Here is a 14,333-nt window from a genome sequence, read left to right as displayed (position 1 = left end):
TTATTTAATTTAGTAGTTCGTTGATTTTTTACTTTTTCACCAAAAAAGATAAAAAATCACATTTATATTAGTTTGATAATCAAAATTATAACACAAAACACAACAAATACACAACTTATTGATTATCAAACTAATAAAGTTTAGCTTCGCTGCTACTGCGTGGTTTCAACGAACTATTGTTTAATTGTAATTGCTCGACCTCTATAGTAATCTAAAATCTTCAACTTAAAGAGGTAATCATATTTGGCTTGCAGCACACTAGATTCTGAAGCAATCAATGTATTTTGAACACTTGTCAACTCAAAAGAGTTCACAACTCCCAACTCATATCGTTTGCGCGTATTTTCTACTGACAAACGGGTAGCTGTAACACTCTTTCTTGATACAGCCAATCGTTTTTTTGCTGCCCTAACATCTGTTAGCGCACGTTCTATATTAGATTTTAGAGTTGCTTCTAATTGTGTGGTTGCCAATTCTGCAATTTTAATTCCTAATTCTGCTCTTTGAATGCCGATTCTAGTTCTTAGTCCTTGAAAAATAGGTATAGAGATATTGATTCCTGCATTCGCTGAGGCCGTTATTCCCAATTGAACAAAATAAGGTATACTCTCTTTTGTTACTGGATTTTTGTATGCTGTAGAGTAATTGCTGCCAAAACCTGCATAGTAAGATACGGTTGGCCACAAAGCGCCTTTGGCAATACTCACATTAAGCAGAGCACTTTTTTCTCTCAATTTAGAAGCCAAAATATTAGGTTGACTGTTAATGGCATCTTCGTAAACCTCTTCCAAGGTAGCTTCTTCCAAGGTTTCATCCACATCCAAATCACCAACTATTTCTATCGCAATATTTTTTGCAACATCTACGTTCATCAATACTTTCAAATTGACATACGCCAAATCTATATTATTCTGGGCAATAACAATATTTTCTTCGTCTCTTGCCATCTGTGCCTCCAAATCATATTTGCTATTTTCGGCCAAAACACCACCTTCTATTAATTTGATGGTTTGCTCATATTGGGCTTTGGTTACTTTGGCTTGCTCTTCAAAAACACCTTTGCTTTCTTCCGCTAGCAGAATTGCCAAATAAGATTGAGCAACCGATAAGGCCACATCATTTTTGGCTTGTTCTACATCTTTTCCTGCAGCTTCCAAGTCTACCTTACTTTGTTTGATGGTATTTCTAATTTGAAGTCCTTGGAAAATTACTCCATTTATATTAAGGGATAAGCCCGAGTTGAAGTTGGGTATTGTAATCAACTCATTATTGGTCGGGTTGACCGTATTTCCTATATTAACACCGTTTCGATATCCTGCACTAATATTGGGAGCTTGTGCCCAAACTGCTTGTTTTTTTGTCAATTGTGCTTGACTTTGATTTAAAGTTGCTTGTTGAACTTGCAAACTATTTTGAATGGCATAGTTGATACATTTTTCCAATGACCATTTGTCATTGTCTTGAGCATTTACCTGAACCGTTGCCAATAAAAAAAATAGAAAAAGAATTTGCCTACGCATAAATGATATAAAATTGATTGAAAGCAATGCACCTAATTATAGTTCATAATTTTGTTCCATTACTAAGATTATAATATGTATATTCTGTCCTTGACAGACTATCAAATAACTTTCCAAAGTAGCTCTATGATACGTTAAAACCAAAGGGCATCCGTGGTTTTATATTATTATTTCTTCATGCGTTCTTTTTCTCTTTGCCAACCTTACTTCAATTTTTTTGCATGACGCGAATCAATAAATTAAAACAACTTACATGAATCTAAAATATTTAGTTCAAAAATACCGTATATTTAACGTTCTAATAGGTAATTACCAAGAACAGGTAAAAGCCATTTTGACGATGATTTGTTTTGTTAAGTAGGTGGTCAGAAAAAATAATAGCAAAAAATGGGATTATTTTTTTGCTAATCCAAGAAGAAAAAGGAAGGCTTAGCGAGCTAAGGCAAGTTTTTCTGATAAAGAGTAGCGCAAAAAGAAGGCTGTTTTACTTGTTATTTTTTTTGAACGATTACTTAAAATTATTTAGAAACATACAACGATAAATAGACTCATTTTTTAAGAAAGAACCAAGATACAATGTTTTCTGTTTTCTCGCACGAATATTATATGAAAGAAGCGTTAAAAGAAGCCGAAAAGGCCGCAAGTCTCGACGAAATTCCTGTTGGGGCTGTTGTCGTTTGTAATCAACAGATTATTGCTCGTGCACACAATTGGACAGAACACTTAATAGATGTGACAGCACATGCAGAGATATTAGCAATTTCTGCTGCTAGTAAATACCTAGGCAATAAGTACCTCCAGCAATGTCGCTTGTATGTAACCTTAGAACCTTGTGTCATGTGTACAGGTGCTTTGGCATGGACTCAATTAGGCGAGCTTATCATTGGTGCCAGCGATAGCAAAAGGGGCTATCGAAGACTAGCTCCCCAAGCATTGCATCCAAAAACAAAAGTATCTACTGGTATCTTAGCAGAAGAATGCGCTACTATTATAACCAACTTTTTTCGAAAAAAGCGATTGTAAATAATAAAAAATGCTGAACATTCTAGTCAAATATTCAGCATCTTTAATTTCTATGTATTGTATGGCAAACGAGACTATCGCTTTTGTTTTTTAAGAAAAATCTGCACACCGGGTCTAGGAGCTTGATGGCGGTATACTTTATTATATTTTAATAACTTTCGAAGTTTTATACCGTATAACTGAGCTATATCATACATACTTTGTCCTTTATTTACAATATGTATATTACTAGATTTTTTGGTATCTGAATGTTGATAACAATTGCGTTTTTTATCTAAGAATATATATTGTCCAACCTTTAGTTCTCTGCCTTTTAATTCATTGTAACAATACAGTTTTTTAGCATTTTTTCGATAACGATCCGCAATGCTTTGCAAATCATCACCAGGTTGAACATAAACGGCATCAATATCATTTACACGGAATTGATACAATGTCAACACCATATCGACACTATCTAGTACGGAGCTGAATGGGTCTGGAATACGTGTGGTCGTTGTGGTCGTATCTTCTGCATTCAAATCAACTTCTGGTCCTGTTTTTGGGAAAATATTCGCCAATTCATCCTCCGTCAGTGCTAGCACCTCTACCGTCAAATAATCTAGTTTGTACAACTCCAATCGCTCTATGATAGCAATCAAGTTTTTAGAATATGTTTTTGAGGTAGCATAGCCTGATTTTTGCAAACCTTTTGCCCATCCTTTATAATCGTGTTTTTCTAATTCAAACAAAACACCATATCGAAAAGCTTTCTTGGGGTTTAACAAAAACTCGCTGTGTGCAATATAAGACTCTTCGGCACTTTCGTAAACTCGAAAACAAGATTTCACAACTTCGTCATCCCACACATAATGTGTGGCACCTTGCCAAACTTCGCCCCCACATTTGATTCCAAAATGATTGTTGGCCACATTGGCTAGTTCACTCTCTCCAACACCCGACTCTAAGATACCTTGTGCCATTTTAATACTGGCAGGAATTCCAGTTCGGTCCATTTCTGCTACTGCAATATGTTTGTATTTTTCAACATAAAAACGTGCTTTGACATCATCTATAAAAAAATCTTCTGAGCACGGTTTTGCTAATAATTGAGTTATTTGTAGGCAAAAAATTCCTATCCAAATCAATAAAATACGCTGCATGTTCTTATCTTTTTAGAGGTTAAATACGCTATATCCTAAGGTCTATTCCTGCAAAACTAAAGAATAAAATCCAATTGCGACAATCGTTGCTAAACCAATTATCACGCCTATTAATAAAAATGTCTCTAAAATCGTATAAATATCTGCCACCCACCCTAGAATAGGAGCTGATATAGCATACAGTACTCGAACGCTAAATCCTCGAATAGACAACACGGTTGCTCGCATATCAGGAGGAGCATGTTGATTGATTAAATTTAAAAAAGTAGGCGTAGCCAAACCTCTCAAAGCATACATAACAAACATAGCCAACAATCCCAACCATAAAAAAGCACCTCCATATCCTCCCAACACACTATATCCGATCGCAAAGCCAAATAGAATGACAAATATTAATTGTTTGGAAGATAGCAACTTACTACCATGATGTGCATTTAAAGCAAACAAAGCAACCGTCATATTCAAGGCAGCCCACAAGTAACCAATGTTATTTTCTTCTATTTTTTTATAATCAAAATAAGGTTGTGCAAACCAAGCTAATAACAAGGAGGCTAAGCCAAAAATAGAGGCTAAAAAAATAAAAAATCGCAATTGTTTATTTTTCAGAAAAGTATAGTGCAAAATATAGCGCATTTGTTCCCAATTACCTCGATCATGCTCTTTGTGTATCGGAGGTTCTACCAAAGAAAAAGCGGTTATTACTCCTAAAAAACTAATCCCTACCTGAACATACATCGGATAACGTAATCCATACGTATATGCCAGCCAACCTCCAATAATAGCGGCTACTGCTTCTGAAAATGTTCCAATAGCGTACGTTCGTCCCTCCCATTTGAGATAATCTCCTTTTCGATTCAAAACATGCAAAGAGTCATATAACAAGGCAGAATCTGTTCCTGATATAAAACTAGCTCCTAAGCCTCCAATAATTGCCCCCAAACCTAAACTCCAAAAATCGTACGACAAGCTATATGCAGTAAATTGAGCCGTCATAAATAATGTTCCTAATATAATAGAATTCTTGCGTCCTAGTCGATCTGAAAAGTACCCTGAAGGAATTTCAAAGAAGGCAACAGAGATCGAATAAATGGCATTGACAAGCATTACATCTCGCAAACTCAAACCATTGGACTGTAAGAATAATACCACAATTGGCATATAAACCATAAACCACTTGGACATTTTAATTACATACAATTTCCATATATTCCCTGCAATATTCATCTTTATTGAATTCTTGTCACCAAATCATCTTTTAATGCATATACCTGATCGCTTTCTGGACAAATTGCTTGCCCCTTCTCATTAAAATTCAAACGATGTCCATATTCGCTCACCCATCCAATCTGTTTCGAAGGATTCCCCACCACCAAAGCATAAGGAAGGACGTCCTTTGTGACTACAGTTCCCGCACCTATCAAAGCATAAGCCCCGATTGTATTGCCACAGACAATGGTCGCATTAGCTCCAATAGAGGCTCCTTTTTGTACAACAGTAGGGCTATATTGACCTCTGCGCACTACAGCCGATCTAGGATTAATAACATTAGTAAAAACCATAGATGGTCCTAAAAATACATCATCTTCGCAAGTCACGCCAGTATAAATAGAGACATTATTTTGAACTTTTACATTGTTGCCCAACTGAACTTTGGGAGATACAACTACATTTTGCCCAATATTACAAGATTCTCCAATAACGCTATTGGGCATGATATGGCTAAAGTGCCAAATTTTAGTTCCAGCACCAATGATACATCCTTCATCTATAACCGCAGTTTCGTGTGCGTAATAACTCATCTGTCTTATTTTTTAGTTATCCACTATTCAGTTTTTTTTGCCATCAAACGCAGTACAAAAAGAAATACAGTTCACTTCGTGAGTGCTTTGTTTTTAGCTAGCTGAACGGTTACTTATTATTGCTTTTAAGCTTGTAAATATTTTCAATAATCTCTACAACTTTCAATCCTTCTAAAGCATTCGTTGTAATTGGTTTCTTTTCTTTGATGACATCAATCACATTCTGGATCACATAACCGTGATTAGCCGCAGAACCTTTGTAAGCCCCATAATCATTGGCAGGATTAGATGCTGCTAAAGTGGGCATGGTATAATCTTTAATATGGCAGTACTCGACCTCATTCATATACTGCCCTCCAATTTTTAAAGAACCTTCACTCCCTATGATTGTTAGGCTGCTCTCTAAATTTTTGTCATATATCGCTGTAGAATAGTTAATACAGCCCATCCCGCCTTTTACAAAGTCAAACTGAACCACTCCAGAGTCTTCAAACTCAGTAGAGTGCTGATGGGAAAAGTTATGAAACATAGCCTGTATATTTTTGATATCGCCAAATAGCCAATACAGGATATCTACAAAATGCGAAAATTGCGTAAACAAGGGTCCTCCATCCGATTCTAACCGACCTTTCCAAGTATGTTGCTGACCATTTTTATAATAATAACGATCATCTCTATTCCAGTAACAATTTATTTGTACCATAAAAATTTGCCCCAATCTCTGCTGATCAATCATCTCTTTGACCCAAATAGACGGAGGCGAATAACGATTTTGCATAACACAAAAAACATGGCGATTGACTTGCAGCGATTTAAAAATCACAGCTTCACAAGCTTCCTTGCTGAGTCCCATTGGTTTTTCGCAAACAACATGCTTGTGAGCTCCCAAAGCCAGAATTGCTTGCTCTGCATGCACTCCATTTGGCGTACAAATACAAACTACATCAATCTCTAAATCAGCAGCCAACAAAGCCTCTATGGAATTATAAAAGGGAACATCAAAGTCTTCTATGTTTAAGAATTTTGGATGTTCTATATCACAAAGTGCGACTAAGTTTGCCTCTTGATTTTTTTCAATCATAGCTGCATGCCGTTTGCCAATATGTCCAGCACCAACAATTGCAAATTGTACTTTTTTTGTTTGTACTTCCATGTACCAATCAATTATTTCTCAACAAAACTATTTAAAAATCAATTATTCATAACCTACTAAAAACACAGATTAAGAAACTACCAAGTAGAGGTGTGCCTGAAGTTGCCAAGTATAAGACTATAATCTATGTCCTAACGTTGTAATTCGATTCCTTATCTACTAATTTTTTAGTAAAAACAGAGAAAGCGATACCATTTCTTAATATCATACCAGCTCACGAGGCTATCAATATCCTTTTAGCAACCTACAGGGTACTAAATTTAGCAAATCAATTGGGCTTAAAGATAGAAAAAGCTGTGATGTAAACGGAGACACCACAGCTTTAATTCTTTTATTTTCTAGACGAAGACTTATTCCCGAAGAATAAGCACACGATGTGTTTGACTCTGTTTTGGATTTAACAACCGTAAGAAATAAACTCCTGTAGGCAAGTCTTCCACTTGAATTTTCCAATTTGTCTGAGTAGATAATGGCAATTCTTGTGTATGGACTATTCGACCATTCAAATCGTAAAGTTGCACTTCTGTTTTTTCCTGAAGAGGCTCAGATAACTGCAATAAAAATGTTCCAGAGTTTGGATTCGGTATAATGTCCAAATCAATTCCATTGAGCGAGGAAGCTATTGTATTAATGGCAACAGTACAAACACTATCTGGGACATCAACTGGAACTCTCAAAGTATCGGTATCAGAGCCACAAGCATCGGTCACTGTCAAGCGAATAATATAACAACCTGAATCTGTATATGTATGAAATGGATTTGGAATTTGATAGGTTGTTCCATCTCCCATTTCCCAGAAATAGTCTACTGCTTGATTGGTTCCTGTTGACATATTATTCATCAATACGGTGCGACCACTCTTAGTAACAGAAAAGGCTGCTTTAGGTGCTGTATCTATTGTCACCGATACAAAATCTGTCCCTGCACAGCCCAGTGGATGAGTTACTGTAACAGCATAAATTCCTGCGGTATTGACAATGATTGTCTGTGATATTTCCCCCGTATTCCATAAATACGTCATTCCTTGCCCACCATATCCTGCATCTAATGTATCTGTATAACAAGCAGATACAAAGTTACCTAAATTAGGTGCTGGAGGGCTTATGATCTGCGATATATAGGCTGTATCTACCAACATACATCCTTCACCTGTAGTTACAGTCACAGCATATATTCCAGTACTTGGAATTGTAATAACATCCGTCGTATCTCCTGTATTCCAAGAGAAAGAAGCATTGTTCAGACTGTAGTTGGTACTTAACTGAAAATCACAGGCTGCATTTCCTAAAGGCAATCCTACGGGCATGGGTTGTGTGATTATTACAGTATCTATTACGGTACACAGCGCCCCATCTGTTATCGTCAACGTATAAGTTCCAGCATTGTTAAATGTAGTAACACCTGAGGTTAAACCATTACTCCAATTATAAGAAACTATATTCGGATGGCTGGCATCTATGGTCACAGAATCACAAGTGTAAATTGAATCAGGTATATCTACTGGCATACTAACATTAACCGTAAATGTATCTCCAACAGAATGGCAATCAGGATAAGCATAACTAAAGTGCCAATCAAAGAAATAACTATAGTCGCTGAAAATTGTTCCCGTCAACGTAGCAATATTAGCACTAGAAGAAGGGGCTGTGATTGGGCTGCGATCAACTAGGAATAAGCTATTGATACTAGAAAAACTTAGTTGGTAATTCTCCCCTGGTGGAATTAAAAAATTCAAAGGAAGAAATACTTTTTCTTTAGCTTTTGTAACAGTATAACTAACCGTATTAATTGTATTTCCAGAGGAGTCCATTAGGACAACATTAGCAACAGCTGGCGCTGTTTCTACATAAATCGCAACAGAATCTAGAACTGCATATTCATGAACATCAAAGCGATTGGCAATAATAAAATTCAAATACGCACTTGACTCGTTAGGGTTATCATAGGCTTGTTTTCCTATTCGAGTAGTTGCCTTTGGAGCTACATCTATCCAAAAATCGGTTGTATCTCCTACATAAACATTATAAGGTGCTGTTAGGTAAGAAACAGTGTTCAAATCACTAGAGTCATACCAAACTACAATACCATCTGAAGTAGGTACTGAAAGTGCTATATCTTGTGGTGCACATATATCTAAATCACTAACTACTGACGCATTCGGAGTTGATAAAAACTGTACGTAAATATCTTTTACCGACGAACAGACACCATCATTGGTTACCGTTACCCGATAATATCCTGAAGAATTAACGGCTAACGTATCACTAGAACTTCCTCCACTCCAAGCATAAGTATAGGCTGGGTTATTGTTCTGTATAGGATCTAAAGTAATACTTCCCAATGTACATGTTGCCGTATCTGCTGTCAGTGTAATGGAAGGAGATGGAGGAACAGTTATATTAATCGGTAAACGATTCGTTGCACAAGATGGCGTCGAAATTTTCCAATTAAAGAAATATACATATTGAGAAGCCAAGGGAACAGAACCAGTGAAGGTAATTTCCGAAGCGTTTGCATTGAGTTGCGCTAAATTGGTGTAAGGAGAAAGGAATAAAATCCTTCCTGCCGATTTGTTGCTTAATTCTATAGAATAACTTCCATTTTCTAGCAAGGTATCTATTTGAACCACATTCTCTCCTGCATTCGTCAAGCTGAGTTGTTGAGTATAATATGGGAATCCTGTTTTGTAAATTGTCAATGTTGCTGTAGTTACCGTATCAACATAAATAGCAACAGAATTCAATAATATAGGGGAATTAACTGTAAAGGTCATTCCTCTAGTAGGATAAACACTTAATTGAGGTGTTCCCCATACATTAAGGTTCGAATTAGGGTTGTATTGTTCTCCTAAAGGTTCTGATTTTGGAATAAATCCAATCCCTTCTACCCATAAAGTAGTCGTGTCTTGCAGATTAACAACTACAGAATCGCCCAAAGCAAATGGAGTAGCACTTGTTTCTGAGTTGTACCAAGCATAATAGGCTGCATTACCAGTAGCATAGAAGGTCATATTCCCTTGACAAACAGTGGTATCATTCGGAGGAATAATCAAACTCGGTGGCTCGACAATAAATACATTCATACTATCTTCATCAGTACAAATGCCAATTGAGCCTTCTAAAGTAATTGTAGTGGTGCTATCCAAAATAATCGAGGAGGTTGTTTCTCCTGTACTCCATTGATACGATTGTAATCCTAAAGAACTTGCATCTAAAACTAACGTATCACCACAAATAATACTATCTGTTGGAAAATCAATATTCGGTGTTGGCAATACTTCTACAACACTTGGTATACGATCTGTTGGGCAACTAAGTCCTTGAACATTCCAGTTGTAAAAATATTGATAGACAGAAGAGAATGGAATACCTGATTTTATGGTTAAAAAATCTCCATTGATAGGAAAGCCTGTGTATGGAAATTCTGATAAAATAGGAATCGTGTTATAATCTGTTAACATCAATTTGTAATCGACTCCTACTGGAATTGTAAAACCAAGTGAAATTATATTCTTGCCTAAATCGGTCAATACAATAGGTTGAGTATAAAGAACTACATTATTGGCATCCCACAACTCAATAGTTCCAATAAAGGAAGTTTGATTAATGTACATTGTCACCTCTTTAAGTAAAAGGTCTTCTTGAACATCAAACACCAACCCTCGAATTTGATTCGGAAAGAAGTATGCTGTTTGGTTCGACACAAATGTATCAACCAATCCCTCTGTGTATACTTTGTTAGCAAAGTTTTGTCCTGTACACCATATTGTATCTGAAACTTGTGCATCATACATAAATAAGCTTCCATTTCCTAAATAATTTCCTCCTACAGGTTCTGTATACCATTTTACGAAATCTGCTCCTGTTGCCAATCTAGGTATTTCACCAACACAAGTTGATGTATCAGAGGAAATAAGGTTAACAGTTGGTTCTGGTGCAAGAAATACATTAATAGTATCCTTATTAGAACAGGTGCCTATGGTGGAAGTTACACTATATATTCCTTCCTGTGTAACTAAAATAGAGCTTGTATTTATCCCTCCCAAACTCCAATTATAAGTAGCATTTGGAAAAAAGACATCCAATACAATAGAATCATTACAAACCACTGTATCTTCTTGTAGATTAATCAATGGGGTAGGCAACATATTTAGTAATACAGAATCAACTTCCGAGGCACAAACTTCATTCATCAAGGTTACTTTCCACTCCCAAAAAGCAGGATAGACGGTTGGGTCTGTAGCATTTTTTAATTTAACAAAACCATAATCATGATCATTTGCCCAATCACTATATGGAAATAAAGTTAACACTCCACCACCTGAGACATTTCTTAAATACAATGTATAATCTACTCCTACTGGTATATTAAAATCTAAAAACACCTCATAAACACCTGCTGACAAATAAGAAATATTTTTAGCGGCAATGAGTGTTCCTGTAGCATCTTCCAATTCTATTGTTGCTGAAAATGGTCCATTGTCAATATTTATATGAACACTATTCAAGTCAATAGGTTCTAATACATCAAAAATAATCCCTCGCCCACTAACAGTAGGGTAACTACTTCCCCCCTGTGTAAAAGTTCGCCCTATTGTATCAAAGTAACTAGCTTGATAAAACAAAGTTGTAGTATCTTGTAAATTATAGCTTAAAGTATTTCCATACCCTAATGTTTCCCCTGTTACTGCAGTCCATTTTGTTACACCTACATTAGTTGTTGTATTTAATGTATATAATCCGCCACATAATGTTGTGTCATTTGGAGATTGCAAGAAGGTTGGGCGTTCATTTATTACGACATTCAAACTATCTACAATTGAGCAACTTCCTCCAAAACTAACTGTTACTTGATACAAGTTGGACGTTATAGCTTGGATTGTAGGTGTTGTATCTGCTGTATTCCAAATATATTGGTATCCTGCACCTGCATTGGTCGCGTCTAATGTAATACCACCACCACATAAAATTGTATCTGGACCTAATTCTATAGTTGGAGTCGGTAACATATTTAAAACAACAGAATCTACCAAAGAGTTACAACCGTCCAGTTTAGTAATTTTCCATTCCCAAAAAATAGGATAGACCGTTGGATCTGTGGAATTGGTCAATTCTATAAAGCCATAATTATGATCAGATGCCCAATTATTATATGGAAATAATGAATATACCCCCCCTCCACTTATATTTCGCATATACAATCTGTAATTTGTACCAATTGGAATATCAAAATCTAAAAATACTTCATACCTTCCTGCTGTATTGTAACTAATACTTTTGCTGCTTATTACAGTCCCTGTATTATCCTCTAACTCTATATCTGCTGTGAAAGGTCCATTATTAATGTCTATCATTACACTATTCAGGCGAATTGATTCATTGACATTAAAAATAATTGCTCGACTAACACTAGGATAACTACTCCCCCCTTGAGCAAAGGTTCGACCTATTGTATCTACATATACCGCTTGGTAATAAAGTGTCGTCGTATCTAGTAATTCATAAGTTAATGTATCTTCCAAAGCGATTGTATTTCCTAATTTATCTATCCAACGAATCTCTCCTACATTTGAGTTAGCAACCAAACTATATATTTTTCTACATAAAGACATCATGTTAGTTGGTCCTTGCAAAATCGTTGGTTGAGAGTTCACAAGCAGTGATATACTATCTTCTACAGAACAATTACCACCTACACTAACTGTAACTTTATAAATTCCAGTAGTAGATGCCTGAATATTTGGTGTAATAGCTGACGTATTCCATTGATATGTATAACCTCCTCCAACATTAGTAGCATCTAGCGTCAATGTGTCTTCACACAATGTTGTATCAGATCCTAAATTGACTACAGGAGTAGGTAAAGCATTTAGAGTGAAAGTATCTATATTAGAATTACAACCGTCCAGTTTAGTAACTTTCCATTCCCAAAAAATAGGATAGACCGTTGGATCTGTAGAGTTGGTCAATTCTATAAAGCCATAATTATGATCAGATGCCCAATTATTATATGGAAATAATGAATATACCCCTCCTCCACTTATATTTCGCATATACAATCTGTAATTTGTACCGATTGGAATATCAAAACCTAAAAACACCTCATACCTTCCTGCTGTATTATAACTAATACTTTTGCTGCTTATTACAGTCCCTGTATTATCCTCTAACTCTATATCTGCTGTGAAAGGTCCATTATTAATGTCTATCATTACACTATTTAGACGAATTAATTCATTGACATTAAAAATAATTGCTCGACTAACACTAGGATAACTACTTCCCCCTTGAGCAAAGGTTCGACCTATTGTATCTATATATACCGCTTGGTAATAAAGTGTCGTTGTATCCATTACTTCATAAGACAATGTATCTCCTATCCCAACTATTCTACCTAATAAATCTGTCCAAGTCACTAGACCAACATTCGTAGTAGTAGCTATAGTGCGAACACCTTTACAAATACTCGTATCTGCTATACTTTGCACAATAGGTTTTGTATTTATAACAATACCAATACTATCTGATACTAGACAACTTCCTCCTGAAGATATTGTAACAGCATACACTCCCGTAGAGTCAGTCGTAAGAGAAGAAGTCATATTACCTGTATTCCATAAATAAGTAAACCCTGTACCTATATTAGTTGCATCTATAGTGATATTTCCACCACATAAAGTCGTATCCTCTCCAAGATTTACGATTGGAGTCGGTAGCATATTTAAAATAACAGAATCTACCAAAGAGTTACAACCGTCCAGCTTAGTAACTTTCCATTCCCAAAAAATAGGATAGACCGTTGGATCTGTAGAGTTGGTCAATTCTATAAAGCCATAATTATGATCAGATGCCCAATTATTATATGGAAATAATGAATGTACCCCTCCTCCACTTATATTTCGCATATACAATCTGTAATTTGTACCGATTGGAATATCAAAACCTAAAAACACCTCATACCTTCCTGCTGTATTGTAACTAATACTTTTGCTGCTTATTACAGTCCCTGTATTATCCTCTAACTCTATATCTGCTGTGAAAGGTCCATTATTAATGTCTATCATTACACTATTTAGACGAATTGATTCATTGACATTAAAAATAATTGCTCGACTAACACTAGGATAACTACTTCCCCCTTGAGCAAAGGTTCGACCTACTGTATCTATATATACCGCTTGGTAATAAAGTGTCGTTGTATCTAGGAGTTCATATATAAGATTATCCCCTAGACTAATAATACTTCCTAGACTTCCAATCCAGCTAATACTACCTGCATCTGCACTTGCTGCTAAGTTAATTAGACCACCACACAAAGTTGTATCATTAGGCTGCGTTATAAAATTAGGTGGTGCAACCAAAATCACCTCAATACTATCACGAGTAGTTCCCGACACATCTGTTACATCTACCCAATACGTTCCAGAGGCAGTAGCCATTAAATTTTGCGTGGTTGCTCCTGTGTTCCACAAAAATGTAGCACCTGTATTTCCAGCATCTAACATCAAGCTATTGCCACAAACCGTTGTGTCTGGTCCTAAATTAACAATGGGTTGTGCCTGAATTAGGCAGGAACAGAAAAGAAAAAATACTAAATAGAACCAAGTAGCCGTCTTCATATACTTTTGTTTAGTAGCTGAGTTTGCTATAAAATCTATATCAGACGCCCTGTCCTATTTCCACAACAACATACTTG

7 protein-coding genes are annotated in these 14,333 nt (G+C 36.0%); 1 reads left to right on the top strand and 6 read right to left on the bottom strand.

Features of this window, described 5'->3' with window-relative positions; translation table 11 throughout:
* Positions 1–173: 173 nt before the first annotated feature.
* A complete protein-coding gene (locus tag QP953_RS05150; RefSeq protein WP_052594513.1) occupies positions 174–1,520 on the bottom strand; it encodes a TolC family protein in 1,347 nt (448 codons plus the stop codon).
* 576 nt (positions 1,521–2,096) lie between these two features.
* Here QP953_RS05150 and QP953_RS05145 point away from each other — a divergent pair.
* Complete coding sequence (locus QP953_RS05145; protein ID WP_309554182.1) at positions 2,097–2,543, top strand: nucleoside deaminase; 447 nt, start codon at positions 2,097–2,099, stop codon at positions 2,541–2,543.
* 74 nt (positions 2,544–2,617) lie between these two features.
* Here the strand turns inward: QP953_RS05145 and QP953_RS05140 are convergent, their stop codons facing one another.
* From QP953_RS05140 to QP953_RS05120, 5 genes are all read right to left on the bottom strand, one after another.
* Complete coding sequence (locus tag QP953_RS05140) at positions 2,618–3,685, bottom strand: glucosaminidase domain-containing protein (protein ID WP_309554180.1); 1,068 nt, start codon at positions 3,683–3,685, stop codon at positions 2,618–2,620.
* A 42-nt stretch (positions 3,686–3,727) separates the two neighbouring features.
* Entirely contained in the window at positions 3,728–4,909 is a 1,182-nt protein-coding gene (locus QP953_RS05135; protein WP_052594518.1) for an MFS transporter, read from the bottom strand.
* A gap of 2 nt (positions 4,910–4,911) precedes the next feature.
* Positions 4,912–5,484: an acyltransferase gene (locus QP953_RS05130; protein WP_309554179.1), complete on the bottom strand. Its 573-nt coding sequence runs from the start codon at positions 5,482–5,484 to the stop codon at positions 4,912–4,914.
* A 109-nt stretch (positions 5,485–5,593) separates the two neighbouring features.
* Positions 5,594–6,637, bottom strand: a complete 1,044-nt coding sequence (locus QP953_RS05125) for a Gfo/Idh/MocA family protein (protein WP_052594522.1) — start codon at positions 6,635–6,637, stop codon at positions 5,594–5,596.
* A 350-nt stretch (positions 6,638–6,987) separates the two neighbouring features.
* A complete protein-coding gene (locus tag QP953_RS05120) occupies positions 6,988–14,256 on the bottom strand; it encodes a PKD domain-containing protein (RefSeq protein WP_309554178.1) in 7,269 nt (2,422 codons plus the stop codon).
* Positions 14,257–14,333 lie beyond the last annotated feature (77 nt).

The organism is Aureispira sp. CCB-E, from assembly GCF_031326345.1.
Taxonomy (GTDB): domain Bacteria; phylum Bacteroidota; class Bacteroidia; order Chitinophagales; family Saprospiraceae; genus Aureispira.
This window is presented reverse-complemented; position numbering and strand designations above follow the sequence as displayed.

What these genes read in the sequence shown, in the direction of transcription:
- QP953_RS05150 (WP_052594513.1), bottom strand. Translation starts at nt 1,520, where the DNA reads ATGCGTAGGCAAATTCTTTTTCTATTTTTTTTATTGGCAACGGTTCAG.
- QP953_RS05145 (WP_309554182.1), top strand. Translation starts at nt 2,097, where the DNA reads ATGTTTTCTGTTTTCTCGCACGAATATTATATGAAAGAAGCGTTAAAA.
- QP953_RS05140 (WP_309554180.1), bottom strand. Translation starts at nt 3,685, where the DNA reads ATGCAGCGTATTTTATTGATTTGGATAGGAATTTTTTGCCTACAAATA.
- QP953_RS05135 (WP_052594518.1), bottom strand. Translation starts at nt 4,909, where the DNA reads ATGAATATTGCAGGGAATATATGGAAATTGTATGTAATTAAAATGTCC.
- QP953_RS05130 (WP_309554179.1), bottom strand. Translation starts at nt 5,484, where the DNA reads ATGAGTTATTACGCACACGAAACTGCGGTTATAGATGAAGGATGTATC.
- QP953_RS05125 (WP_052594522.1), bottom strand. Translation starts at nt 6,637, where the DNA reads ATGGAAGTACAAACAAAAAAAGTACAATTTGCAATTGTTGGTGCTGGA.
- QP953_RS05120 (WP_309554178.1), bottom strand. Translation starts at nt 14,256, where the DNA reads ATGAAGACGGCTACTTGGTTCTATTTAGTATTTTTTCTTTTCTGTTCC.